General features: G+C 74.4%; 26 protein-coding genes and 3 tRNA genes. 11 read left to right on the forward strand and 18 right to left on the reverse strand.

All coding sequences use genetic code 11. The annotated features are described in order from the left end of the window. Positions 1–3 precede the first annotated feature (3 nt). Together KPL57_RS35370 and KPL57_RS35375 are read right to left on the reverse strand one after the other, a co-directional pair. The gene (locus KPL57_RS35370; protein WP_226354910.1) at positions 4–1,215 is read right to left on the reverse strand and encodes a CaiB/BaiF CoA-transferase family protein; all 1,212 of its coding nucleotides are present in this window, start codon (positions 1,213–1,215) and stop codon (positions 4–6) included. Continuing rightward, positions 1,212–2,171, reverse strand: a complete 960-nt coding sequence (locus KPL57_RS35375) for a hydroxymethylglutaryl-CoA lyase (RefSeq protein WP_226354911.1) — start codon at positions 2,169–2,171, stop codon at positions 1,212–1,214. Before KPL57_RS35375 ends, KPL57_RS35370 begins: the two co-directional genes overlap by 4 nt. A 155-nt stretch (positions 2,172–2,326) precedes the next feature. Between KPL57_RS35375 and KPL57_RS35380 the strand changes: the two genes are divergently transcribed. Beyond that, positions 2,327–3,046, forward strand: coding sequence for an IclR family transcriptional regulator (locus KPL57_RS35380; protein ID WP_226354912.1), 720 nt, complete (start codon positions 2,327–2,329; stop codon positions 3,044–3,046). A gap of 11 nt (positions 3,047–3,057) precedes the next feature. Here KPL57_RS35380 and KPL57_RS35385 read toward each other — a convergent pair whose 3' ends face one another. From KPL57_RS35385 to KPL57_RS35420, 8 genes are all read right to left on the reverse strand, one after another. Further along, positions 3,058–3,444, reverse strand: coding sequence for a DUF1304 domain-containing protein (locus KPL57_RS35385; protein WP_226354913.1), 387 nt, complete (start codon positions 3,442–3,444; stop codon positions 3,058–3,060). A gap of 67 nt (positions 3,445–3,511) precedes the next feature. Then, positions 3,512–4,330 (reverse strand): ABC transporter permease, encoded by an 819-nt coding sequence (locus tag KPL57_RS35390; RefSeq protein WP_374203828.1) that lies wholly within the window; start codon positions 4,328–4,330, stop codon positions 3,512–3,514. Further along, a complete protein-coding gene (locus KPL57_RS35395) occupies positions 4,327–5,298 on the reverse strand; it encodes an ATP-binding cassette domain-containing protein (RefSeq protein WP_226354914.1) in 972 nt (323 codons plus the stop codon). The genes KPL57_RS35390 and KPL57_RS35395 overlap by 4 nt, the downstream gene beginning before the upstream one ends. Before the next feature lie 76 nt (positions 5,299–5,374). Continuing rightward, positions 5,375–6,559, reverse strand: a complete 1,185-nt coding sequence (locus tag KPL57_RS35400) for an MFS transporter (protein WP_226354915.1) — start codon at positions 6,557–6,559, stop codon at positions 5,375–5,377. A gap of 25 nt (positions 6,560–6,584) precedes the next feature. After that, entirely contained in the window at positions 6,585–8,210 is a 1,626-nt protein-coding gene (locus KPL57_RS35405; protein WP_226354916.1) for an acyl--CoA ligase family protein, read from the reverse strand. A gap of 96 nt (positions 8,211–8,306) precedes the next feature. After that, positions 8,307–8,498: a ferredoxin gene (locus KPL57_RS35410; RefSeq protein WP_062399810.1), complete on the reverse strand. Its 192-nt coding sequence runs from the start codon at positions 8,496–8,498 to the stop codon at positions 8,307–8,309. Between the two features lie 95 nt (positions 8,499–8,593). Next, positions 8,594–8,851 (reverse strand): hypothetical protein, encoded by a 258-nt coding sequence (locus KPL57_RS35415; RefSeq protein WP_226354917.1) that lies wholly within the window; start codon positions 8,849–8,851, stop codon positions 8,594–8,596. Between the two features lie 149 nt (positions 8,852–9,000). Beyond that, positions 9,001–10,890 carry a propionyl-CoA synthetase gene (locus tag KPL57_RS35420; RefSeq protein WP_226354918.1) on the reverse strand — a complete coding sequence of 630 codons (1,890 nt, stop codon included), beginning with the start codon at positions 10,888–10,890 and terminating at the stop codon, positions 9,001–9,003. Between the two features lie 256 nt (positions 10,891–11,146). Between KPL57_RS35420 and KPL57_RS70565 the strand changes: the two genes are divergently transcribed. The 6 genes from KPL57_RS70565 (at position 11,147) to KPL57_RS35450 (ending at position 14,291) form a co-directional block, all read left to right on the forward strand. Beyond that, positions 11,147–12,442 (forward strand): GDSL-type esterase/lipase family protein, encoded by a 1,296-nt coding sequence (locus KPL57_RS70565; RefSeq protein ID WP_226354919.1) that lies wholly within the window; start codon positions 11,147–11,149, stop codon positions 12,440–12,442. A 185-nt stretch (positions 12,443–12,627) separates the two neighbouring features. After that, positions 12,628–12,846, forward strand: a complete 219-nt coding sequence (locus tag KPL57_RS35430; RefSeq protein ID WP_062399816.1) for a hypothetical protein — start codon at positions 12,628–12,630, stop codon at positions 12,844–12,846. Positions 12,847–12,966: 120 nt separating this feature from the next. After that, positions 12,967–13,039 (forward strand) — tRNA-Glu (locus tag KPL57_RS35435). Positions 13,040–13,079: 40 nt separating this feature from the next. Beyond that, positions 13,080–13,153, forward strand: a tRNA-Asp gene (locus tag KPL57_RS35440). 36 nt (positions 13,154–13,189) lie between these two features. Next, positions 13,190–13,263, forward strand: a tRNA-Phe gene (locus KPL57_RS35445). An 83-nt stretch (positions 13,264–13,346) separates the two neighbouring features. Continuing rightward, entirely contained in the window at positions 13,347–14,291 is a 945-nt protein-coding gene (locus KPL57_RS35450) for an MBL fold metallo-hydrolase (protein WP_226354920.1), read from the forward strand. Here the strand turns inward: KPL57_RS35450 and KPL57_RS35455 are convergent. After that, on the reverse strand, positions 14,275–15,213 hold the full coding sequence (locus KPL57_RS35455; RefSeq protein WP_226354921.1) for a hypothetical protein: 939 nt from the start codon (positions 15,211–15,213) through the stop codon (positions 14,275–14,277). The two genes, KPL57_RS35450 and KPL57_RS35455, sit on opposite strands and share 17 nt — an antisense overlap. Before the next feature lie 88 nt (positions 15,214–15,301). Between KPL57_RS35455 and KPL57_RS35460 the strand changes: the two genes are divergently transcribed. Next, positions 15,302–16,243 carry an endonuclease/exonuclease/phosphatase family protein gene (locus tag KPL57_RS35460; protein ID WP_226354922.1) on the forward strand — a complete coding sequence of 314 codons (942 nt, stop codon included), beginning with the start codon at positions 15,302–15,304 and terminating at the stop codon, positions 16,241–16,243. Here the strand turns inward: KPL57_RS35460 and KPL57_RS35465 are convergent. The 3 genes from KPL57_RS35465 to KPL57_RS35475 form a co-directional block, all read right to left on the reverse strand. Continuing rightward, complete coding sequence (locus KPL57_RS35465; RefSeq protein WP_226354923.1) at positions 16,225–16,851, reverse strand: MerR family transcriptional regulator; 627 nt, start codon at positions 16,849–16,851, stop codon at positions 16,225–16,227. The two genes, KPL57_RS35460 and KPL57_RS35465, sit on opposite strands and share 19 nt — an antisense overlap. 14 nt (positions 16,852–16,865) lie before the next feature. Continuing rightward, the gene (locus KPL57_RS35470) at positions 16,866–17,417 is read right to left on the reverse strand and encodes an ATP-dependent Clp protease proteolytic subunit (RefSeq protein WP_226354924.1); all 552 of its coding nucleotides are present in this window, start codon (positions 17,415–17,417) and stop codon (positions 16,866–16,868) included. Between the two features lie 63 nt (positions 17,418–17,480). Then, complete coding sequence (locus KPL57_RS35475) at positions 17,481–17,963, reverse strand: MarR family winged helix-turn-helix transcriptional regulator (protein ID WP_226354925.1); 483 nt, start codon at positions 17,961–17,963, stop codon at positions 17,481–17,483. Between the two features lie 90 nt (positions 17,964–18,053). Between KPL57_RS35475 and KPL57_RS35480 the strand changes: the two genes are divergently transcribed. After that, positions 18,054–18,704: an FMN-dependent NADH-azoreductase gene (locus KPL57_RS35480; RefSeq protein ID WP_226354926.1), complete on the forward strand. Its 651-nt coding sequence runs from the start codon at positions 18,054–18,056 to the stop codon at positions 18,702–18,704. A 7-nt stretch (positions 18,705–18,711) separates the two neighbouring features. Here the strand turns inward: KPL57_RS35480 and KPL57_RS35485 are convergent, their stop codons facing one another. Both KPL57_RS35485 and KPL57_RS35490 read right to left on the reverse strand, forming a co-directional pair. After that, positions 18,712–19,443, reverse strand: a complete 732-nt coding sequence (locus KPL57_RS35485; RefSeq protein WP_226354927.1) for a phosphotransferase enzyme family protein — start codon at positions 19,441–19,443, stop codon at positions 18,712–18,714. After that, complete coding sequence (locus tag KPL57_RS35490) at positions 19,422–20,462, reverse strand: sigma-70 family RNA polymerase sigma factor (protein WP_226354928.1); 1,041 nt, start codon at positions 20,460–20,462, stop codon at positions 19,422–19,424. Before KPL57_RS35490 ends, KPL57_RS35485 begins: the two co-directional genes overlap by 22 nt. 235 nt (positions 20,463–20,697) lie before the next feature. Between KPL57_RS35490 and mftR the strand changes: the two genes are divergently transcribed. Continuing rightward, positions 20,698–21,336, forward strand: a complete 639-nt coding sequence (gene mftR, locus KPL57_RS35495) for a mycofactocin system transcriptional regulator (protein ID WP_226354929.1) — start codon at positions 20,698–20,700, stop codon at positions 21,334–21,336. A 61-nt stretch (positions 21,337–21,397) separates the two neighbouring features. Here the strand turns inward: mftR and KPL57_RS35500 are convergent, their stop codons facing one another. Continuing rightward, positions 21,398–22,444, reverse strand: a complete 1,047-nt coding sequence (locus KPL57_RS35500; RefSeq protein ID WP_226354930.1) for a hypothetical protein — start codon at positions 22,442–22,444, stop codon at positions 21,398–21,400. A gap of 645 nt (positions 22,445–23,089) precedes the next feature. On the opposite strand from KPL57_RS35500, the gene KPL57_RS35505 reads away from it, so the two are divergent. Then, complete coding sequence (locus KPL57_RS35505) at positions 23,090–23,293, forward strand: cold-shock protein (RefSeq protein WP_020627638.1); 204 nt, start codon at positions 23,090–23,092, stop codon at positions 23,291–23,293. Between the two features lie 77 nt (positions 23,294–23,370). Here the strand turns inward: KPL57_RS35505 and KPL57_RS35510 are convergent, their stop codons facing one another. Then, complete coding sequence (locus KPL57_RS35510; RefSeq protein WP_226354931.1) at positions 23,371–24,171, reverse strand: tryptophan-rich sensory protein; 801 nt, start codon at positions 24,169–24,171, stop codon at positions 23,371–23,373. Positions 24,172–24,379 lie beyond the last annotated feature (208 nt).

The following is a 24,379-nucleotide window of genomic DNA, read 5'->3' on the forward strand; positions in this document are numbered from 1 at the left end:
GGGTCAGCGGTGGGCCACGGAGCTCCCGCCGAAGGCGCCGTCCGCGCCCGCGGTGGAGATCTCGTCGTCGGAGTAGCCGAGCTCGCGCGCCAGATCCGCGGTGTGCTCGCCGGCCAGTGGCAGGTCGCGCCGCAGGGGCAGGCGTGCGCCGTCGAGCTCCAGCGGGAGCGACGGGAGCCGGACCGAGCGGCCGTCGGACAGCGTGACCTCGGTCAGCGCTCCGGGCTCGGCCAGGTGCGGGTCGTCGAAGAGGTCCTCGGGCCGCTGGATCGGGGCGAAGGGCAGCCGGGCGGCCCCGCAGAGCCGGACCACCTCGTCCCGGTCCATCGCGCCGAACGTCGAGCGCAGACGGGGGATCACGCGGTCCCGGGCGGCGACCCGCTGGGCGTTGGCCGCCAGCTCCGGGTCACCGGCCAGGTCGGGCAGGTCGAACGCGGCGCAGAAGGCCTGCCACTGGGTGTCGGACACGACGCCGACGAAGACCTTCTCCCCGTCGCCGGTGTCGAACACGTCGTAGACGGCCCACGCCGAGAGGCGTGCGGGCATCGGCGCGGCGGCGGCCCCGGTGACGGCGTACTGGGCCATGTGCTGTCCGACGAGGAAGACGTTGTTCTCGAACAGCGAGCTGCGCACGAGCTTGCCGAGCCCGGTCGCGCGTCGCTCGTAGAGCGCGGCCATGACGCCCATCGCCGCGAACATTCCGCCCATGACGTCGTTGACCGAGGCCCCGGCCCGCAGCGGACGGTCGGGCGGTCCGGTCATGTAGGCCAGCCCGCCCATCATCTGGACGACCTCGTCGAGTGCGGCGCGCTGCTCGTAGGGCCCGGCGAGGAAGCCCTTCAGGCTGCAGTAGACGAGCCCCGGGTTGTCGGCCCGGAGGTCGTCGTAGCCCAGACCGAGCGCGTCGAGCCCGCCGGGTCGGAAGTTCTCGGTGACGACGTCCGCGGTGCGGACCAGGCGTCGCACGAACTCGATGCCCCGCTCGGAGCGCAGGTCCACCGACACCGACCGCTTGTTGCGGTTGAACATCGGGAAGAACCCGGCGCCGGAGCCGGGCAGGGTGCGGGTCTTGTCCCCGGCGCCCGGCGGTTCGATCTTGATGACGTCGGCGCCGAGGTCGGCGAGGACCAGGCCGCACGACGGGCCCATGACCATGTGCGAGAACTCGACGACCCGCACGCCCTCGAGCGGCAGCCGGCCGGTCCCGGCGCTCACGCCGCCACCGTCGCGTAGCGGAATCCCTTGGTCAGGCCGGCCTCAGGGACCATGCCGTGGAGCTCCTCGCCCGGCAGTCCCTCCCGGACCAGGTCGCGCGCCGCGACCAGCGCCGCGATGTCGACACCGGTCCGCAGGCCCATCGACTCCAGCAGGAAGACCAGGTCCTCGGTCACGATGTTGCCGCTGGCGCCCGGCGCGTACGGGCACCCGCCCAGCCCGCCCAGCGACGAGTCGAACGTCCGGACCCCGGCGTCGAGTGCGGCGACGACGTTGGCCAGGCCCTGGCCGCGGGTGTTGTGCAGGTGTGCGCCGCCGGCCCGGTCCCCGAGCTCGGCGGACAGCCGGGTGAACAGCCGCCGTACCCGGGCGGGGTCGGCGTAGCCGGTGGTGTCGGAGAGCCCGACCGAGCCCGCCCCGGCGTCCGCGGCCCGGACCGCGTACTCGATCACGCGGTCCTCGTCGACCGGGCCCTCGATGGTGCAGCCGAAGGCGGTGGACAGGCCGACCTCGACCTCGAGCCCGGGGTGCTCGTCCCGCAACGCGCAGACCTGCGCGACCTGCCCGACGGCCTCGTCCGTGCTCATGCCGATGTTCGCGCGGCTGTGCGATTCGGAGACCGACACCGGCATCGTCACCGACCGGGCACCGGCCGCGACGGCGTGACGTGCCCCCACCAGGTTCGGGACCAGCGCGAGCACCGTCAGGTCCGGGATCGACCGGGCCCGGCCGACGACCTCGCCGGTGTCGGCCAGCTGCGGCAGCCGTGCCGAGGGGACGAAGGAACCGACCTCGATCTCCCGGAGGCCCGCGGCCGCGAGCGCGGCGATCCAGCGGTGCTTGACCTCGGTCGGCATGACCTGGTCGACGCTCTGCAGCCCGTCCCGCGGTCCGACCTCGCTGACCAGGACGTCCACCTCGGACGTCCTGGACGTCCGCGCTGCCGTCGCCACCATCGGCACTCCGTTCTGTCTGACAGAATGTCTGTCTGTTGGATAGAAACTAGGCGAGCCCTCGGGAGCGCGTCAAGGAGGATGTCGTTCTGTCTGACAGAATGGTGCGGACGTCGTGACCAGCCGGTTGCGGCACAACGGACCACGAGAGGGTCGGGGTGGCGGAGCAGGCGAAGGAGCAGCGGGTCGAGTCCGTCGAGCGCGCGCTGACGCTGTTGGAGGCGTTCGCCGAGGGGGCGGACCGGCTGTCGCTGGCCGAGCTGGCGAAGCGGACCGGGTACTACCGGAGCACCATCCTGCGGCTCGCGGCGTCACTGCAGCGGATGGGATACCTCCACCGCGACGCCGAGGGCTCCTACCGGCTGGGACCGACGCTGTGGCGGTTGGGCTCGCAGTACCAGCGCGCGTTCCGGCTCGCCGACTACATCCGGCCCGCGCTGTCCGAGATCAGCGCCGAGACCGGCGAGAGCGCGGCGTTCTACGTGCGTGAGGGCGACCAGCGGGTGGTGCTCTACCGCGTCAACAGCGACCGTCCCACCCGGCACCACATCGAGGAGGGCTCGGCGCTGCCGCTCGACCGTGGCGCCGGCGGACGGATCCTGACCGTGTACACCGGCGGCGACGACGAGCACGCCGAACAGATCCGGACGCAGGGGTACTACGTCTCCGACGGGGAGCGCAGCCCGGAGGCCGGTGCCGTCGCCGTGCCCGTCTTCGGCATGGACGGCGGCTTCGTCGGGGCCCTCGGCGTCGTCGGGCCCCGGAACCGGATGGACGCCGACCACCGTGACCGGATCACGGAGCTGCTGCTGCAGTACGCCGAGAGGATCGGCCGACAGCTCGGCAGCCGCCGCTCGGCCGGAGGTCCGGACGCCTGAACGGCCGGGCCTCAGCCCAGCAGGCCCACCGTCAGCGCCGCGATGCCCAGCAGCGGCGGCCCCAGCTGGATCGACGCCGGCCGCCGCTTCGACGGGTCCGACAGCAGCAGCACCAGACCGGCGGCGACCATCGAGCCCGCCCCGTTGAACACCAGCGTCGCGCCGACGCTGCGGGCGCCCGTCGCGAACACCACGGTCCCGAGCAGCACGGCGACGGCGAGGAACAGGTTGTAGAAGCCCTGGTTGAACGCCAGCGCCCGGGTCTGCTCCGCCTCCGCGCGGTCCGTACCGAAGGTCGCCCGGGCCCGGTCGGTGGTCCAGAGCAGCGACTCCAGCACGAAGATGTAGACGTGGATCAGTGCCCCGATCCCGGTCAGCACCAGCCCGGCGACGATCACGACGGCCCCCTCCGCGGCGGAACCGTTCCGCCGCAGGGGGACCGTAGTGGGACCGGCGCAGGCGGGGTCAGCGGCTCGCGGCCCGCCGGTACTGGCGGCTCGCCAGCGGTGCGAACACCGCGACGATCACGACCGACCAGATCAGCACGTAGAGCACCGGGTGCTGCAGCGGCCAGGCGTCCGAGGCGGACGCCGAGGCCGGGATCGCGCCGTCGTTGCCGAACAGGGTCCGCGCGGCCGCGGTGACCGCCGAGACCGGGTTCCACTCGGCGAACACCCGCAGCGGCCCCGGCAGCGAGTTCAGCGGCACGAAGGTGTTCGCCAGGAACGTCACCGGGAAGATCACGATGAACGACGCGTTGTTCACGACCTCCGGGCTCGGCACCAGCAGCCCGACGAACGCCATCACCCACGAGAACGCGTAGGCGAACACGATCAGCACCGCGAACCCGGCGAGCGCCTCGCCGACCGAGGTGTGGATGCGCCAGCCGACCAGCAGCCCGGTCAGCGACATCACGACCAGCACGATCAGGTTGTTCACCACGTCGGACAGGGTCCGGCCGGTCAGCACCGCCGACGACGACATCGGCAGCGAGCGGAACCGCTCGATGATGCCCTTCTTGACGTCCTCGGCGAGCCCGGCGCCGGTGTTCGTGGCCCCGAAGATGACGGTCTGGGCGAAGATCCCGGCCATCAGGAACTCGCGGTACCCGGCCCCGCCGCCGGTCGGGTCGATCGCGCCGCCGAAGACGTAGGCGAACAGCAGCACGAACATGATCGGGGACAGGGTCGTGAAGACCAGCAGGTCCGGTACCCGCTTGATCTTGATCAGGTTGCGCTTCGCGACGACGGAGGCGTCGGCGAGCATGGTGGCGGCGGCGTTCACGGGGTCGGCTCCTCGGCCTGGTCCGCCTCGTCGGCGGGGCGCCCGGTCAGGGTGAGGAAGACGTCGTCGAGCGTCGGGCGGCGCAGCCCCGCGTCGTCGACCTTGGTGCCGGCGTCGGCGAGCCGGTCCAGCGCGGCGCGCAGCACCTCGACCCCGCCGCTGACCGGCATCGTCAGGGAGCGGCGGTGCCGGTCCAGCACGGCCTCACCCACGCCGAGCGGGGCGAGCAGCGCGGCGGTGGGCTCCAGGTCGTCGGCCAGGCTGGTCGTGACCTCCAGGCGCTCCCCGCCGACCTGCGACTTGAGCTCGTCCGCGGTGCCGCGGGCGATGACCCGGCCGTGGTCGATGACCACGATCTCGTCGGCCAGCGCGTCGGCCTCCTCCAGGTACTGGGTGGTGAGCAGCAGCGTCGTCCCGCGCGCGACGAGCCCGCGGATCACGTCCCACAGGTCGTTGCGGCTGCGCGGGTCCAGCCCCGTGGTCGGCTCGTCGAGCAGCAGCACCGGCGGGTCGGCGACGAGCGCTCCGGCCAGGTCGAGCCGGCGGCGCATCCCGCCGGAGTAGGTCCGGGCCGGACGGTCCGCGGCGTCGGTCAGGCCGAAGTCGGCCAGCAGCTCACGGGCACGGTCCCGGGCCCGGCGGTGCCCCAGGTGGTAGAGCCGCCCGACCATCTCCAGGTTCTCGAAGCCGGTCAGGTACTCGTCGACCGCGGCGTACTGCCCGGACAGGCCGATCCGGCTGCGCACCGCGGCGGGGTCGGCCAGCACGTCCACGCCGGCCACGGTGGCCTCGCCCGCGTCCGGTGTCAGCAGTGTGGTCAGCACCCGGACGACCGTGGTCTTCCCGGCGCCGTTCGGGCCCAGCAGGCCGAGCACCGTCCCCTCCGGCACCGACAGGTCGACCCCGTCGAGTGCCCGCAGCGACCCGTAGGTCTTGACCAGTCCCGTGGCGCGGATCGCGTCCGGCATCGTGATGTCCCCCTCGGAAGGCCTGAGCGGACGCCACTGTGCCCTATCACCCCGACAGTTCCGGCCCTGTTTCCGCTCAGCGACGCGCGTGCGCGACCAGCATCCGTCGCCCGACCAGCATCAACGCCGCCGACACCAGCATCACGACGGCGTTGACCGTCCACGCGGTCGGGAAGCCCGCGTGGGTGGCGAGCGAGCCGAAGACGATCGGTCCGGCGAAACCGCCGGCGTAGACACCGACCTGCACGATCGACGTCGCCGCGGCCGGGGCGGACGGGTTGAGCCGCACCACGGCGAACTGCAGCAGACCCGGCCACGCCCAGCCCAGCCCGAACGCCAGCACCACCCCGACGACCAGCGCGGGCGTCCCGGGCACGGCGAGCAGCAGGAACCCGCCGGCGCCCGCGGCGAGGCTCGCCGCGACGACGGCGACGTGGCCGCCCGAGCGCATGTCGGCCAGCCACCCGTGCAGCATCCGCACCGACAGCCCGACGACGCTGCCGAGGGTCAGCATCAGCCCGGCCGTACCGGGGGCGATCCCGCGGTCCACCGCCGAGGCGACCAGGAAGATGCCGAGTGCGGTGGCCGTCCCGGCGGCGAGCCCGGAGGCCGCGCCGATCACCGCGAGCGCGGCCGTCGCCCGGTCGCCCTTCCGTGTGCGGGCCGCCGGACGGGCGTCGGTGCGCGGGCACGCGAACAGCGCGGCCAGGGCCAGCACCGCGCCGATCCCGTACGCCCAGCGCCAGCCCACGGTCAGCGCCACCGCGGGCACGGCCAGCCCGGCCAGCAGCGTCGCCGCCGGGATCGCGGCCTGCTTCACCCCGAACGACAGCCCCAGTCGGTGCGCGGGCACCGAGCGCGCGAGCGTCAGGTTCGACGACAGCTGGCCCATCACGTTGCACCAGGCGCCGCAGAGCAGCAGCACGACGAGCGCGACGTAGGACCGCGCGCCCAGCGCCAGGGCCGCCATCAGCACCGCCGCCCCGACGACGGCGATCCGGCTGGTCACCCGCGACCCGACCCGCTCGACGACCATGCCGACCGGCAGCGAGCACAGCGCACTGACCCCGAAGTACAGCGCGACGACCAGGCCCAGCCCGGACGGGTCGAAGGCCAGGTCGCGCGAGAGCTGCACCGACAGGGCGCCGGTGAGGAACACCGGGAGCACCGATGCCGTCGTCACGATCACCGCGCCGGAGGCGACGCGGAAGGCGGACGGCGCCGCGACGTCCGTCGTGCCCGGTTCGGTTGCGATGCTCACGTTCAGCAACGCTAACCGATTTGCGTCATCCCTGGATCCGGGAGTCCCCGCGACCTGCCCACTCCTTCTCGCGCAGCTCGAACTTCTGGACCTTGCCGGTGGAGGTCTTGGGCAGCTCGTCGACGAGCTCGACGTACTTGGGCGCCTTGTACCGGGCGATCCTCGTCTTGACGTGGTCGATGATCTCCTGGGGCTCGGCGGACCGCCCCGGCTTGAGCACGGCGAAGGCCTTGCAGACCTCGCCCCACTTCTCGTCCGGCACCCCGACGACGGCCGCCTCCAGCACCGCGTCGTGCGACACGACGGCCTGCTCGACCTCGACGGTGGAGATGTTCTCCCCACCGGAGATCACCACGTCCTTGGCGCGGTCGCGCAGCTCGACGTAGCCGTCGGGGTGCACGACGCCCAGGTCCCCGGAGTGGAACCAGCCGCCGCGGAACGCCTCGGCGGTCTTCTCGGGGTCGCGGTGGTAGCCCTTCATGACGTTGTTCCCGCGCATCACGATCTCGCCCATCGTGGCGCCGTCGCGGGGGACGTCGTCCATCTGCTCGTCGACGACCCGCACCCGGTCCGCGCACACCATGCCGACGCCCTGGCGGGCCTGGAGCCGGGCGCGTTCCTCGGCGTCGAGGTCGTCCCAGGCGTGCTGGTACTGGTTCACCGAGTACGGCCCGTAGGTCTCGGTGAGCCCGTACACGTGCACGATCCGGAACCCCATCCGCTCCATCTGCAGGATCGTGGTCGGCGACGGCGGCGCCCCCGCCGTGGTGATCACCAGCTGGTAGCCCAGGGTGACGGCCTCGGGCGCGTTCAAAATCGTCGTGACGACGGTCGGGGCGCCGTTGAGATGGGTGACGCCGTGCTCGCCGATCAGCCGCCAGATGGTGTCGCCCCGGACCTCGCGCAGGCAGACGTGGGTGCCGCCGATCGCCGTCACGGCCCACGGGGTGCACCAGCCGTTGCAGTGGAACATCGGCAGCGTCCACAGGTAGACGCTGTCCGCGGTGTGCCCGGAGTGGACGATCTCGCCGAAGGAGTTCAGGTAGGCACCGCGGTGGTGGTACTCGACGCCCTTCGGGTTGCCGGTCGTCCCCGAGGTGTAGTTGATCGTGATGGTGGCGCGCTCGTCGTCGACGGCCCAGGGCCGCGGGTCGTCCGAGCCGCGGGCGAGCAGGTCGGCGTAGCTGGTCCCGGAGCCGACGCCGTCGCCGGGCGCCGCAGGGTCGACGACGGTGACGATCTCGCGGACCGTGGCCAGCTCGTCGGCGACCGGGCGGACCGTCTCGTACAGGACGGCGTCGACGACCAGCACCGTGGCCGCCGAGTGGTCCAGGATGTAGCGGACCTCCTCGGTCGACAGCCGCGTGTTGATCGCGACCAGGACCGCGCCGGCGAGCGGCACCGCGAAGTGCGCGACGAGCATCTCCGGGACGTTCGGCAGCAGGTAGGCGACCCGGTCACCGGGCTCGACGCCCGACGCGGCGAGTGCGTTCGCCACCCGGGTCGCCTCCGCCGCGAACTCGGCGTAGGTGTGCCTGCGGTCGCCGTAGACGATCGCCGTGGACTCCGCGAACACCTCGGCCGAGCGGCCCAGGAAGGCCAGCGGGGTGAGCGGGGTGGTCCAGACGTCGGTCGTCGCGCCCTGTGTCACGGTCGGCTCCTTCGCAGGCGGTGCACTCGTCGCCGCGATCCTGCTCGCCGCGAGGAGTGCCCGGCAACCTGCGCCGGCTCGGTCCCGGCGCTGGGCTCAGCCCTCGATCGTGATGGCGGCCTTGGGGCAGCTCCGTGCCGCCTCCTCGACCTTCGGCCGCAGCGACTCGGCCGGGTTCTCGTCGAGGATGTAGAGGTAGTCGTCGTCGCGCACCTCGAAGACCTCCGGCGCGACACCCATGCAGACCGCGTTGCTCTCGCAGCGGTCGAAATCCACGATGACCTTCATGACGTCCATGGTGCCCCCGCCGGGACGACGCCGCAGGACTGAGGGCCCCCTGACCTGCGGTTATGCTTCCCTTCCCCGCTCGGGAAGGCCGCAGGTCAGCGGCTGTCGCGGGTCTGGGCGGCGGTCGGCAACGGCTGCGGCGCGAGGTTCGCGCGGGCCTGCACGGGCGTCGGCGGCGGGGTGGTGTGCGGTGCCCCGGTGAGGATCGCGGTCGTCGCCCGGGTGGTCACCGGGATGCTGCCGACCGAGGGCAGGCGCACCTCGTCGGGTTCGAGCATCGCGGCCACGCCGAGCAGGGCGCCGAGCACCACCGGGGCGGCCAGTGCCGCGAGTCGCAGTCGCGCCGGGTCCACGGCACACCTCCACGTCGACGACCGCGCGGGGGGATGCCGGGGAGCGGCAGCGGCCGTCGACCAACCATCGGGTCGCGGCCGTCCGCCGTTACCGCCATCGGGTGATCCGGGTCAAGCGGGGTGCATCCGGACCACCCGATGGAGGGCGCTCACTCCCTGCGCAGCACCGGACGCAGCGTGTCCAGCACCGACGCGTCGTCGATGGTGGAGGGCACCGGCTCCTCGACGCCGTCGGCGATCCCGCGCATCGTCTTGCGCAGGATCTTGCCGGAGCGGGTCTTGGGCAGGGCCGGGACGACCGCGACGTCCTTGAGGGAGGCGACCGCGCCGATCTGGTCGCGCACCATCTGCACGAGCTCGGCGCGCAGCCCGTCCTCGTAGCCCTCCGCGTCGCTGTCGACGCCGGACTTCAGCACCACGAACCCGCGCGGGATCTGCCCCTTCATGGTGTCCGCGACGCCGATCACCGCGCACTCCGCGACGTCCGGGTGCGAGGCCAGGACCTCCTCCATCCCGCCGGTGGACAGACGGTGGCCCGCGACGTTGATGACGTCGTCGGTGCGGCCCATGACGAAGACGTAGCCGTCGGCGTCGAGGTGGCCGCCGTCGCCGGTGAGGTAGTAGCCCTCGAACGCCGACATGTAGGAGCTGACGTAGCGCTCGTCGTCGTTCCACAGGGTCGGGAACGCACCGGGCGGCAGCGGCAGCTTCGCCACGATCGCGCCGTCGACACCGGGCTCGGCCGGGTCGCCCCGCTCGTCGAGGACCTGGACGTCCCAGCCGGGCATGGCACGGGTCGGGGAGCCGGGCTTGATCTCCAGCAGCTCGATGCCCGCCGGGTTGGCCGCGATCGGCCAGCCGGTCTCGGTCTGCCACCAGTGGTCGATGACGGGGATGCCGAGCAGGTCCGAGGCCCAGCGGTGGGTCTCGGGGTCGAGGCGCTCGCCGGCGAGGAAGAGGTACTTCAGCGAGGAGACGTCGTACTGCCCGAGGAACTCGCCCTTCGGGTCCTCCTTCTTGATCGCCCGGAACGCCGTGGGCGCGGTGAAGACCGACTTCACCCCGTTCTCCTGGACGACCCGCCAGAACTGGCCGGCGTCCGGCGTGCCGACGGGCTTGCCCTCGTAGAGCACGGTCGTCGCCCCGGCCAGCAGCGGCGCGTAGACGATGTAGGAGTGGCCGACGACCCAGCCGACGTCGGACGCGGTGAAGATCGTCTCGCCGGGGCCGACGTCGTAGATGTTGGGCATCGACCAGGCCAGGGCGACGGCGTAGCCGCCCGAGTCGCGCACCACGCCCTTCGGCTTGCCGGTGGTGCCGGAGGTGTAGAGCACGTAGAGCGGGTCGGTGGCCTTCACCGGGACCGGGTCGGCGGGCGTGGCGCGGGCGACGGCCTCGGCCCAGTCGACGTCGGCCGGGCCCAGCTGCGCGGTGGCCTGCTCGCGCTGCAGGATCACCGTGGACGTGGGCTTGCGGTCCGACAGCTCGATCGCCCGGTCGAGCAGCGGCTTGTACTCGATGACGCGCTTGCCCTCGATGCCGCAGGACGCCGAGACGACGACCTTGGGCCCGGCGTCGTCGATCCGGACGGCGAGCTCCTTGGCGGCGAACCCGCCGAAGACCACCGAGTGGACGGCGCCGAGGCGGGCGCAGGCGAGCATCGCGATCGCGGCCTCGGGGACCATCGGCATGTAGACGACGACCCGGTCGCCGTGGCCGACGCCCTGGTCGCGCAGCACGCCCGCGAACAGCGCGACCTCGTCGCGCAGCTCCGCGTAGGTGTAGGAGCGCCGCGACCCGGTGACCGGCGAGTCGTACACCAGGGCCGTGCGGTCGCCGTTCCCGGCGTCGACGTGCCGGTCGAGCGCGTTGTACGCGACGTTCAGCTCCCCGTCGGGGAACCAGCGGTAGAACGGCGGGTTCGACTCGTCGAGCGCGCGGGTCGGGGCGACGTCCCAGTCGATCCCGTCGGCCGCGCGGAGCCAGAAGCCCTCACGGTCGTCCACACTGGAACGGAAGATCTCCTCGTAGGCGGTCACCGTCGTCCTCTTCCCCTGGCGATCCCGGCGGCCCACGGTGGCCGCCCCTCGTGTCGCCGACGACCCTAGGAGGTGACACCGACAGTGTGCAGCCCTCTCGTGGGCGGACCGCTCCGGAGGGACAGGCCGTTCGTCGACGACGATGCGCCGATCGTCGCAGTGTGACCGGGCAGATCCGTAACGTGATCGGGTGACGGCCCGACACAGCGCGTGGGGGACCCGTCCGATCCGCGGGCGGGCCCACGGACGAGAGGCGGTGCCGGTGCGGCCCGACGACGGTGCGGTCCGGTGGCGTGGCAGGCGGGGTCCCGCCGGTGCGGCGGTGCTCGGGACACTGCTCGCCGGGCTCGTGGCCGCGGGCTGCGCCCCGGTCCCGTCGGTCGTCCCGGCGGCGGCCGCGGCGACGACGTGCACCCCCGGCTGGACGGCCGCCTGGCACGCCGCGCAGCAGGCCGTCCCCGGCGACAGCCTCGCCGGCCGGACGCTGCGGATGGTGGTGCGGCCCGGCGCGGCGGGGGAGGAGCTGCGGCTGCGGCTGTCCAACCGGCACGGCGACGGGCCGCTGCGGATCGCGGCGATGACCGTCGGCGCCACCGGCCCGGGCGCCGCGGTGACCCGGCCGGTCCCGCTGACCGTCGGCGGTGCCCCCGTGGCCGACATCCCGGCGGGTGCCGAGGTGCTGACCGATCCCGCACCGGTCGCCGCCGCGGCGGGCGTGCCGCTGACGGTGAGCCTGTTCCTCGCCGAGGTGCCGCGCACGATCGGCTCGCACCCGGTCGCGATGCGCACCGCGTGGCTGTCCGGGCCGGGGGACCGCACCGCGGCGCCGGACGCGGCGGGCTTCGACACGACCCTGCAGTCCTGGCCGGTGCTGACCGGTCTGGAGGTCCTGGCGCCCCGCCCGGACGGCGCCGTCCTCGTGATCGGGGACTCCCTCGTCGACGGCGTGGGCTCCACCCCCGGCGGCGACGACCGCTTCCCCGACCAGCTCGCCGCCCGGCTGTCCGCGGCGGGCGGCGACCGGCCGATGATCGTGCTCAACGCGGGGCTGTCGCGCAACCAGCTGCTGCAGGACGACCCGCCGGCCGGCGGTGACGCGCCGTCGACCCGCTGGGACGACGACGTGGCCGCCGTCCCCGGCGTGCGCGACGTGGTGCTGCTCGTCGGCACCAACGACCTCGCCGCCGGCGCGGCCGGCGGTGACCTCGTCGCCGGGCTGCAGGGCTTCGCCCAGCGCGCCCGCGCCGCGGGGCTGCGCGTGTTCCTCACCACCATCCCGCCGTCGGCCAGCGGCGGTCGCGCCACCCCGACGGCCGTCGCGGCCCGGGACGAGGTGAACGGCTGGCTCCGTTCGGACGGCCGCCGCTGGGCCGACGGGGTGATCGACGCGGCCGCCGCACTGGGCGACCCGGGTGACCCGCTCCGGCTCCGGCCCGACCTGGACTCCGGCGACGGGCTCCACCCGTCGCCCGCCGGGTACCGGGCGCTGGCGGCATCCGTGCCGGTCGGGGAGCTGTCCGGCAGCCCCTGCCGGGTCTCGCCGGATCGCTGAGCCGCACCCGTCCCGCGCAGCGCTGGGTGACCGGCCGTCACCCGGGAAGGGGCGTGCGGGGCCCCCGCACGATGGGTAACGTCTTGGTCACGGCCACAACACGTGGCGGTACCGACGGACACCGGCACGCGGCGCGTCCCACGGACGGGCCCGGAGCAGGTCCTGGCGGCCTACGGGGAGGCCTCGTGACCATCGGCGCGAAGCGCGGCATCGACGACGACACCAGTTCCATTCCGGCGCCGCGGAACGCGGCCGACGCCTTCAAGGTCTCCGACGACCAGGTGCAGCGCGCCCGGCTCGTCGTCGCCCGGAACTCGGACGACTCCGAAGACCTGCGCGAGCTGCTCGACATGCTGGGGCTGATCTCCGGCAACCCGGAACAGCCGCCACCCGTGGCTCGCTGACCTGCGGCGACGCCGGAACCGGGGGGTGGTTGCAGGGCCTCTCGGAGCGGTGTCGTAAGGTTTCCTCACTCCCAACGGACAGCCGTTGAGGGAAGGTCGAGGCCCTCGGGCCTGGTCCCAGCCCCCATCGTCTAGCGGCCTAGGACTCCGCCCTTTCAAGGCGGCAGCGCGGGTTCGAATCCCGTTGGGGGTACCGGGAGAGGTATCGGATACGATGCTTCTCGCGAGAGCAAGGCCCAGTGGCGCAGTTGGTTAGCGCGTCGCCCTGTCACGGCGAAGGTCGCGGGTTCGAGTCCCGTCTGGGTCGCTCCACTCTCTGGATCTCCGGTTCACCGGAGGCCGGGGCCAGGTAGCTCAGTTGGTACGAGCGTCCGCCTGAAAAGCGGAAGGTCGGCGGTTCGACCCCGCCCCTGGCCACAGTCCTGATCCCCCGCAGAGCCGGTCGGTAGCCACCGACCGGCTCTCGTGCGTTCGGGGTCGGTTCCGGTCATGATCGGCCGATGAGCACCCACCCGCACGACATCACCGTCCCCGGCCCGCCCCGGCTGCAGGAGATCTCCGACGGGCTCTACGCCTACGTCCAGCCGGACGGCACCTGGTGGATCAACAACGCGGGCCTGCTCGTCGGGCCGCAGGGCGCCGTCGCCGTCGACTCCTGTTCCACCGAGCGCCGGACCCGGGCCTTCGCGGCCGCGATCGGCGAGGTCACCGACCGGCCGGTCCGCACGCTGGTCAACACCCACCACCACGGCGACCACACCTGGGGCAACGCCCTGTTCTCGGGCGCGACGGTCGTCGCGCACGAGCGGGCACGCGCGGAGATGGTCGCCTTCGGCCCGCCCCGGGATCTGCCGTTCTGGGACCACGGCGACTGGGGCTCGCTCCCGCTGGACCCGCCGTTCCTCACCTTCACCGACCGCATCGCGCTGCACCTGGGGGACCTGCGGGCCGACGTCCTCCACGTCGGGACGCCCGCTCACACCACCAACGACGTCCTCGTGCACGTGCCCGACCGGTCGGTCCTCTACTGCGGGGACCTGGTCTTCAACAGCGGCACCCCGTTCCTGCTGATGGGCTCGGTGACCGGCGCGATCGACGTCCTGGAGCAGGTGGTGCTCCCGCTCGGGGCCGCGACGACGGTGCCCGGCCACGGGCCGGTGTTCCAGGGTGACGGGCCGGTCCGGGACACGCTCGACTACCTGCGGTTCGTCCTCGACCTGGCCGAGCGCGCCCGCGACGCCGGCATCCGCCCGCTGGAGGCCGCCCGCGACGCCGACCTCGGCCGGTTCAGCGACTGGCCGGACGCCGAGCGCATCGTCGGGAACCTGCACCGCGCCTACGCCGAGCTCGACGGCGCCGAGCGCGGCGCCCCGATCGACATCATGGCCGCGCTCGCCGAGATGGTCGAGTACAACGGCGGGCGCCCGCTCACCTGCCTGGCGTGAGCACCGGTCGTCGCTCCCGCAGCGCGACGACGGCACCGGCCACCACCAGGACCGTCAGCATCCCGGCGGCGGCGACGGTGAACGCGTCCGGGGAGACGAGCGGCTGTCCCCGCAGGGCCTGCCAGGTCAGCAGGGCGAGCAGGCCGGTGTAGCCGGCGGCGGCCGTCGTCATCAGGTCGCGGCGCACCCGTGGGTCGGCCAGCCGGGCCACCCGCCAGGCGGTCAGCTCGAACGCGATCAGCAGCAGTGGCAGCAGCTGCAGCGCGTGCATCCCGACGAAGTGCGGGACGCGCAGGTCACCGCCCAGCGTGCTCCACCCGACCAGCGGCAGGCCCGGGCCGCCGTCGGGGACGCCGACGGTGTGCGCTCCGGCGATCCCGCGGAAGTCGGCGAGCTGGCCCGGGGTCGGTGAGGTCATCAGGAAGCCGAGCGCCATCCCGACCAGCGCGAGCACCGCCCCGGCGCGGATCGCGACGGTGCGGGCGGGGTCGAGGTCGCGCACCGCGAACAGGCCGGCGGCGACCCACAACGTCGCCAGCCAGGCGAGGACGATCGAGATCCCCATGGTGGCCCACAGGCCGGTGTCGAGCGGCGAGGTGTAGTTGAAGTGGCTGGTCGTGCCCCGCCCGGCCTGGACGGCGATGACGACCATCTCCACCGCGAGGGCCACCGCCGCGACCGTGCCCGCGAGGAACGCGCCACGGGTCCGGCCGCGCCTGGAACGCAGCTGGTCGTACAGCCAGGCCCAGGTCACGCAGAAGATCGCGATGGAGACGGCGAACTTGGTGGGCTTGAGCCATACCGGCGCGCCGAGCACCTCGCGCGGGTCGACGAGGGTGCCCAGGACGCCGAGCGGCACGGCCGCGGCGCAGGCGAGACCGACGACCATCAACGGACGGTGCCACGCGACGATGCCCCTCATGCGGATACCGTAACTATCGGATACTCGTACTGTCCATGTGGATCAGGTGGAACCGAGTGCGGCCCGCGTCCGTTGTCCCCCCGTGTCCGTGATCGTCGACCGAGCCCTGCGTACCGCCGTCACCGTGCTGCCGCGGCGGTGGCGGACCGACCGGCGCTCCGCCCTGGTCGGGCTGACCGCGCTGCGCCCGCACCTCGGCGTCGCAGGACTGGGGGTCGCGGGTCTCCTGCGGCTCGCCGGGCTGCGCCGCACCGCGACGGCGGTGGGGCTGGCCGGCGCCGCCGCCGCCGCTCCCGCGCTGCGACGGGTGCTGCCGCGCCCGGCCGGGCCGCTGCCGGACGGGCCCGAGCTGACCGTGCTCGTCGCGAACGTGCTGCTGGGGCGGGCCGACACCGGTGCGCTCGCCGCGACGGTGACCCGGGAGCGGCCGGACGTCGTCGTGCTGCCCGAGGCGGGCGTCGCCTACCTCGACCGGCTCCTGCTCCTGCTCGACGGCTACCGCGGCTGGTCCTCGGTCCCGCCCGGCGTCCCGGACCAGCGCGGCACGGTGGTGCTGGTCGCGCCGCGGGCCGGGGACGTCGACGTCCGGCCCGGACAGGGGATGCGGCTGCCGCACCTGGAGGTCACCGGCGGGCTGCTCGGTGCCCGGACGCTGTACGCGGTGCACACCTCCGCACCGACGAACCCGCGGTGGACCGAGCTGTGGACCGGTGAGCTCGCGCTGATCGGGGAGTGGACCCGCACCCGACCGGCGCCGGTCGTGGCCGGGGACCTCAACGCCGTCGTCGACCACCGGCGGCTGCGCGACGCGTCCGGCGGCTGCGTCGACGCCACCGATGGCACCGGGCGGGGGCTCGTGGCGACCTTCCCGTCGTCGCTGCCGCGCTGGGCCGGGATCCGCATCGACCACGTCCTCGTGCCCCGCGGGTCGGTGACCCGCCGCCACGTCGTCCTCGAGACCCCGGGCAGCGACCACCGCGCGGTGCTGGTGACGGTGCGGCTGCCGGGGACTCAGGGTCCGGCGCGGTAGAGCCGCGCGGAGCGGCTCTCCTGGGCGATCCGGCGCAGGGCCGCGAGCAGGGCGTCGCCGAGGACGGTGCCGACCAGTGCGGTCTCCGCGGCCTCCTCGCGGTCGGCGGTCCGCCCGATCGCGGCCAGGTCACCCTCCGCGGCGCGGTCGGCGGCCTCGGCCCACGCCCGCAGGGTCTCCTCGCCGGGTCCCCAGCCCAGCTCGTGCATCCGGGCCAGCACCGACCGGGCCCCGGCCAGGGCGGGCGCGTCCTTCTCGACCTGCCAGCCCACGTGGGCCATGGCTCCGGCCAGGTCGGCCTCCGCCTCGTCGAGCGAGCCGGACGCGCCGACGTCACCGGTGATCGCGTAGACCGTCCGGCCGAGCATGTCGTGCAGGCCGACCGCGGGGTCGTCGACGGCCGACAGCACCTCGCGGACGGTGGCGATCGGCAGCCCGCCGACCTCGACGAGCGCCCGGATCAGGCGCAGCCGGCGGACGTGCGCGTCGTCGTAGCGGGCCTGGTTCGGTGACGTCGTCTCGCCGCGGGGCAGCAGGCCCTCGCGCAGGTAGTACTTGATCGTCGCGACGGGGACACCGGACGACCGGGACAGATCCGAGACTCGCACATCGGAGACTCTAGCTATCCGTTTCGGCCCGGGGCCTCCGACAGCCCGTCGACGATGCCGAAGGTCACCGCCTCCGCCGCCGACAGCCAGCGGTCCCGGGCGTCGTCGGGCAGTGGGGCGCCGCAGTACGCCGCGGTCAGCGACTCGATCTCGCGGCGGCGTCCGGCGAGGTGGTCGGCCCGGACCCGCACGTCGCCGGGGTGCGAGCCGCGGACCGGACCGTCGGCGGTGGGCAGGAACGCGGCGTGCGCGCGGGCGAGCCGCTTGCCCGGCGTCCCCGACGCGACGAGGAACGGCACCGGGCCCGCGAGCGATCCCGCGGCGACGGTCGCGACGTCGACTCCGAGCGTGCGGATCGTGTCGTGCACCGCCATCGCGGCGACCGGGGAGCCGCCGGGCGCCAGGACGTGCAGGGTGATGTCGCGGCGCGGGTCCTCCGCGGCCAGCAGCAGCAGGCGCGCGCAGGTCTCGGCGGCGACGTCGTCGTCGAGCTCGCGGGCGAGCAGCACGATCCGCTCGCCGAGCAGGCGGTCGGCGGGGTCGGACGGGGTGGACAGGACGGGCATCGGATCTCCGCTCCTCGGGTGCCCGTCCGACGCTAGAGCCGGGACGGACCGCCCGACCTGCGGTTACGCCGACGGCGGACGGGGTTCGCCCTCGGCGGAGGTCGGGTCGGTGCCCGCGGTCGCGACCCGGCGCAGCAGCGTCCGGAGCGCGCCCTGCTCGTCCGGCGAGAGCGGCGCCAGGATGTGGGCCTCGGCGGCGCGCAGCCGCGTCTCGGTCTCGCAGAGCAGCGCCCGGCCGGCCGTGGTGAGCACGATCCGGCGGGCCCGCCGGTCGTTCGGGTCGGGGTGCCGCTCGATCAGTCCCGCCTCCTGGACCTTGTCCAGCAGGTAGGTCATCACGGTGCGGTCCACGCCGAGCTTGCGGGCGAGTGCGAGCTGGGTGGGCGGATCGTCCCCGGCCGCGGCGGCGAGCACCTGGAAACCGCGCTGACCGCCGGGCAGCGTGCCGACGACGCACTGCACCGCCGTGGCGTGGTCGCGCGCCACCCGGGTCAACGCCCACGCCAGGTCGCACTCGACGCTCTGCGGGGCGGACGGACCGGACATCGTCACAGGATACGTGCTTGCAAGGTCTTCTCCCGTGCAGATACTCTGTTCAACAGAACATCTTCACTTCAGATCGACCGGGAGGTCACCGTGTCCCTGTTCCGACTCGACGCGAGCATCCGCACCGAGGGCTCCGTCAGCCGCGAGATCGCCGACGAGGTCGAGCGCGCCTACCTCGACGCGCGGCCGGGGGCCGAGGTCGTCCGCCGTGACCTGGGCACCGCCCCGCTGCCCGCCGACCTGTGGACCACCGCGGTCGCGGCCGGGTACGTGGCCGAGGCCGACCGCACCCCGGAGCAGCGCGGGGTCCTCGCGCGCATCGCGGAGCTGGCCGACGAGGTGCTGGCCGCGGACGCCGTCGTCATCGGGTCGCCGCTCTACAACTTCGGCATCGCCGCGCACCTGAAGACCTGGGTCGACGCCCTGATCACCGACACCCGGTTCGCGCCGGGCAGCACGCCCCTCGCCGGCCGCCCGGTCGTGCTCGTCGTCTCCCGGGGCGGCGGCTACGGGCCGGGCACCCCGCGCGAGGGCTGGGACCACGGCTCCGGCTGGATCACCCGCATCCTGCGCGACGTGTGGGGTGCCGACGTGACCGTCGTGGAGACGGAACTGACCCTGGCCGACGTGGTGCCCGCGATGAGCGAGCTGCGCCCGCTGGCCGCGGAGAAGCGCGAGCGCGCCCGCGTCGACGCCCGGACGGCAGGGGAGCGGGTCGCCGCGGTGACGCCGGCGGCGTGAGGCCCGGTCACGGGGCGGCGCGCAGCGCGGCGAGCCGCTCCCGGGCGTAGCCGGGTTCGACGGTCCAGCAGGCGGCGACCTCCCACGCGTCGACGGCGCGTCGGACCTCGCGGGCCGCCCCGGGCCCACCGTCGAGGTCGAGCGCCGTCCGGTCCACCCGGCACTCGTCCCAGTCGAGCAGGCCCGGGCGTCCGTCCAGGACCCGGATGTTGCCCGGGCCGGGGTCGCCGTGGACGACGGCGACCGGACCGTCCAGCACGGCCCACGCGGCCCGGCACTCCGCGACGACGTCGGACGGCATCGCGGTCAGGTCCACGTCCCCGCCCCGGACGGCGCCCGCGAGCAGCTCGATCGTGCCCACGAACCCCGGCCGCTGGCCCCGCCCCGAGGTGAGGGCGTGCAGCCGGTGCAGCTCGGCGGCGACGGTCGCCTCGTCGCCCGGCCCGGGCGGGTCGCCGTCGAGCCAGGTCCGGACGACGTCCGCCCCGCACCGCCGTCGCCCGTCACCGGTCGGGACGACCTCGGGTACGCGGAAACCGTGGGCCCGCAGCTCGCCGGTCAGGTCGAGCTCCCAGTCCAGCGCCGCGGGCGTCCGCCCGCTGCGGTGGACCACCAGCCGTCGGCTCCCGTCGGTCGCCGCCCAGACCGCGCCGCGGTGCCCGCCGCCGAGCCGGGCCGTGATGCGCAGCCCCGGCCAGGCGGCGAGTCCGGGCGGCGTCAGCCCGCCTTCGGCTCCCACAGCTCCGGCCGGTCGGCCAGCTTCAGCGGCAGCCCGAAGTAGCCGAACAGCTCGGTGTTGAGGAAGATGCTCAGCCCGGTGACGGCCCCGTCCTCGATCCGCAGGGCGGTGATGCCCCAGGCCTCGAACTCCCCGTTCGGCCCGGACGGCTTCCACTGGGCGAAGCCGACCGTCCCGTTGATCTCCACCGGAGCCACCCGCGACCCACGGCAGCCCTGCCCGGGGCCGGTCGCCATCCAGGCGATGACGTCGTCCCGGCCGCGGAACCAGAGCTCCAGCGGGGGCATGTTCTGCTCGACGTCCTCGTGGAGCAGCGCGGTCAGCGCCTCCATGTCGAACGCCTCGAACGCCGCCATGTAGCGCATCAGCAGCGCGGTCTGGGCCGGGTCCATCGCCGGGGACGTCTTCGGTGCGGCCTCGGAGATCCCCTGCTCGTTCAGGGTGGCGCGGGCGCGCTGCAGGGCGCTGTTGACCGAGGCGACCGACGTGTCCAGCAGCTGTGCGACCTCGGCGGCCTTCCAGCACAGGACCTCGCGCAGGATCAGCACCGCGCGCTGGCGGGCCGGCAGGTGCTGCAGCGCCGCGATGAACGCGAGCCGGATCGTCTCCTTCGCGACGGCCTTGTCCGCCGGGTCCCCGGCCGGCGTCGACACCCGGGCGTCGGGCATCGGCTCGAGCCACTCGGCGTCGGGCAGCGGCTCGCGCAGCGACTCGGCGACCGGTGCGCCGGGGCCGCCGATGTCCATCGGGACGGCGCGGCGCTTGCGCCCGTTCAGCGCGTCGATGCAGACGTTGGTGGCGATGCGGTACAGCCAGGACCGCAGCGAGGAGCGGCCGTCGAACTTCGCGACGCCCTTCCAGGCCCGGACCATCGTGTCCTGCACCGCGTCCTCGGCCTCGAAGGCCGAGCCGAGCATCCGATAGCAGTAACCGGTCAGCTCGCGCCGGTGGTCCTCGAGGCGTTCCTCGGGTGGCCGCTCGTCCACGGTGGTGTCGGCGGCCCGTGCGGGTGCGCTCATGGTTCCCCCTCGACGTACCCGTCCGGGTGGGTCCCGGTCCGTCTGGCCGCGAGTGTGCCGCGCAACACCGACAAAGTGGAGGGCCCGCGCGACGAACGGCCGCCGAACAGGGGCGACGTGCGCCGACGCGCCGACCGCGACGTGGGATGATCGGGGCCGACGGCGTTCCGCTCGACCCTCCCGGTCCGCCGGTCGCAGGCACGACGGAGGAGTCGGGGAGCACGGCGGGGCGACGATGTCAGCGGTGACCGAGAACGACGGGACCGGGAGTACCGGCGGGGGCGGGGCGCGCCGCGCCGGTCGTCGCCCGGTCACCTCCCGCTCGGAGATCGAGCACATCGCGCTGGAGATGTTCAGCGACCAGGGGTTCGAGCACACGACCGTCGACGACGTCGCGCACGCCGCGGGGATCGGGCGTCGCACGTTCTTCCGGTACTTCGCCTCGAAGAACGACATCGCCTGGGGCGCCTTCGACGAGCAGCTGGTGCGGATGCGTGCGGTGCTCGCGGCCCAGCCGTCGGACCTGCCGACGCTGGAGGGGGTCCGGCGGGCGGTGCTGGAGTTCAACCACGTCGAGCCGGACGAGCAGCCCTGGCACCGGCGCCGGCTGCGGCTGATCCTGCAGACCCCGGCGCTGCAGGCGCACTCGACGCTGCGCTACGCCTCGTGGCGGGAGGTCGTGGCCGACCACGTTGCCGAGCGTCGTGGTGAGGACTCCTCGGAGCTCGTCCCGCAGAGCGTCGGGCACGCCTGCCTGGGCGTGTGCATCGCGGCCTACGAGCGCTGGCTGGCCGACGACGGCTCCGAGCTCGCCGACCTGCTCGACGAGGTGCTGCGGGCGTTGCAGCGGGGCTGGGCGACCGAGCTCCCCTGAGACGCGCCGCGACGGCGCCCCGGTGCGGGACGCCGTCGCGTGGCGGTGCCTGCGTCGCAGGTCAGCGGGTGGTGCCGAACAGCCGCTCCCAGAGGCTCGGTCGGGTCGGGGCGGTGCGCTCCGGAGCGTCCTGGGTCCGGGCGTCGGCCGGGGCCTGCGGAGCGGCGGTGCCGTCCGGGGCGGTGGCGACGGCCGGGGCGCCCGGCGCCGCCGGGGCCGCGGGCACGGCGGGAGCGGCCGGGGCACCCGGAGCCGCGGGGGCACCGGGAGCAGCCGGAGCGCCCGGAACGGCCGGGGCCTCCGGAGCGGTGGGCGCACCCGGGACGGCGGGGACCGCCGGCGCCGCGGGAGCGCCCGGGACGGCCGGGGCCGCGGGAGCACCCGGGACGGCGGGGGCCGCAGGCGCCTGGGGGAGGGCCGGGGTCTGGGGGGCCGCAGGGGCCTGCGGGGCGGCCGGCGCCTGCGGAACACCCGGAGCGCCCGGGACGGCCGGGGGCTCGGGGGCCTGGCGGGCCGCGGTGTCCGAGGTGACGGCGACGGCCGGGGTCACCGAGGCGGCCGGGGCGGCCGGCGCCGCGGGGGCGACCGGGGCGGCGGGCGCCGCGGGGGCGATCTGCGCCACCGGGGCGGCCGGGGCCGCGGGCAGGGCGGGCGCGGCCGGCGTCCCCGGGACGGCGGGGGTGGCCGGCACCGCGGGAGCGGCGGGGGCCGCGGGCACGGCCGGAGCGGCGGGCGCAGCCGGTACGGCCGGAGCACCCGGCACGGCCGGGGCCGCCGGCGCACCCGGAACGGCCGGGGCGGCGGGAACCTGCGGCGCGGCCGGCGCGCCGGGGACGGCCGGAGCAGCCGGGGCGCCCGGAGCCGCGGGAACGCCCGGGGCGGCCGGGGTCGGCACGTCCTGGACGGGGACGGTGGTGTCGGCGGGCGTCGCCGGGGCGGTCGCCGCGCCGTTCCCGAAGAGCGTGTCGAACAGCCGGTCCAGCGGGCCGTCGGACGCCGCGGTGGGCGCGTGGGTGACGGTCGCGGCCGGGGCGGCCGGGGTGGAGGCACGAACGGGCTCGGCCGCGCCGGCCACGCCGGCGCCGTACACACCCAGGGTGCCGATCATGAGGGTCAGGGCGACGGAAGTGGTGACTCGGGATCGCACGGTCTCTCCAGTTCGCTGTGCTGCTGCACGGGGTGACGGACGGCGCTGAGCTTGCGGTCACCGGGCGTCGTCCACCAGTGCCCCGATCGTGGCCACACGAGTCACAGGGGTCCCACCGGTCACGGTGTGAGCGGATCGCACCGCAACGCACCCGGAACGGGCGACCCCGTCCGGGGTCCTGCGGGGCCGTGGAGCGGGTGCGGGCCGCCGTCGCCACCCGAACCGGGGAGGACGTGCGCCCGGCGCTCACCCGACGGCGTGGAACACGTCCCGCGCTCACCCGTTCGGGACGGTGATGACCGCCCGTCGCCGATCGACGGCCCGGATCTCACGCGGCGTGATCGTCCCCGGAGTGGTGCGACGGGCGGTCGTCGCCGCGGAACGGGCCCGTGCGGGGGCGTCGAGTGAGGACGGTCGACGTGCCGGCGAGCCGTGGTAGCGTCCGCGTCGGTTGCAGTCGTTCTTCTCCGATCGCCGCGAAGCGTCCGTGTGAAGTTGTGACGGTGGGCGTCGTCGATCGGTGCTGAGGTGCCACGACGGTGTCCACGCGACCTCCGGCTCTTGCTGTGAGGGCCGGAACCGTTCCATCTGAGAAGGACACACGCTATGCCGCAGGGCACCGTCAAGTGGTTCAACGCCGAGAAGGGCTTCGGCTTCATCGCCACCGACGACGAGGGACCGGACGTCTTCGTCCACTACTCCGCCATCGAGTCGAACGGATTCCGCACGCTGGAGGAGAACCAGCGCGTCGACTTCCAGGCCAGCCAGGGCAAGAAGGGCCCGCAGGCCGACTCGGTCCGCGTGATCTGACTTCTGCGCGGGCACGACCCGCGCAACACGGCGGCGCCGGCTCCCTTCGGGGACCGGCGCCGTCGTCGTTCCCGGGGTCAGCCGAAGGCCGGCCGCAGCCCCTCCCGCGCCCGCAGCACCGCCGCGACGACCACCGCCACGACGCCGAGCGCCGCGACCACGGTCACCGGCACCGTCCCGGCCGACGCGGACTCCACCGCGACCCAGACCAGCGCCCAGACGGCCGTCGCCGCGTAGGGGAGCGCCGCCGTCGTCCGCCGGGTCGCGACGCCCGCGGCCAGCACGCCGACTCCGAGCAGCACCGCGGCCGCCACCGGGCCGAGCGGGGCGCCCCAGTAGGTCAGCGTCACCGAGAACCCGGCCACGGTCGCCAGCGACACCCAGCCCGCGTAGAACGCCAGCGGGCCGTGCAGCAGCACCCGGTCCGCCGCCCCGTCGGCCGGGAACGCGGCGAGCCGGCGCAGCACCACGGCCAGGATCACGAGCAGCGCCACGATCAGCAGCTGCGCGGTGCCCAGGAGCTCCTGGGAGAACACGACGATCCAGCCCGCGTTGAGCACCGCCGTCGCCACGAACAGCCAGCCGGTCGCCCGGTGCACCGGGCGCGACCGCTGCCCGGGCAGCGACTGGTACACCGCGTACACGAGCAGGGCCAGGTAGATGAGGCCCCACACGGAGAACGCCACCGTCGCCGGCGTGACCAGTGAGGGGTAGCGGTCGCTGAGCACCCGCTGCGACTCCCCGAACGTCCCGCTGCCGCCGAGCGAGCCCGCCACCGCCTGCAGCACCGCCGCGGCGAGCACCGCCCAGGTCCGTGCCGTGTCCATCCCGGTGGCCGGGCCTGCCGTGCGGCCCGCCCTCGCCGTCGTCGACGCCATGTCAGTCCTTCCGATCGTCACAACCATCTCGATGATAAAGACAATCGACGCACGAGGCATGTCGAGCGGTACGACGACCGGCACTGCGCCGGACGGCGGCGGGGTTGCCACCGGTCGTCGGCCCGCTGCGCCCGGTCACCCGCCGTTCACCGGTGGTCGCGACGCCGTGCGGTAGGCGCTCCCCGCTCGTCTCGCCGCTGCGCACCCT

It is taken from the genome of Pseudonocardia sp. ICBG601 (assembly GCF_020496245.1).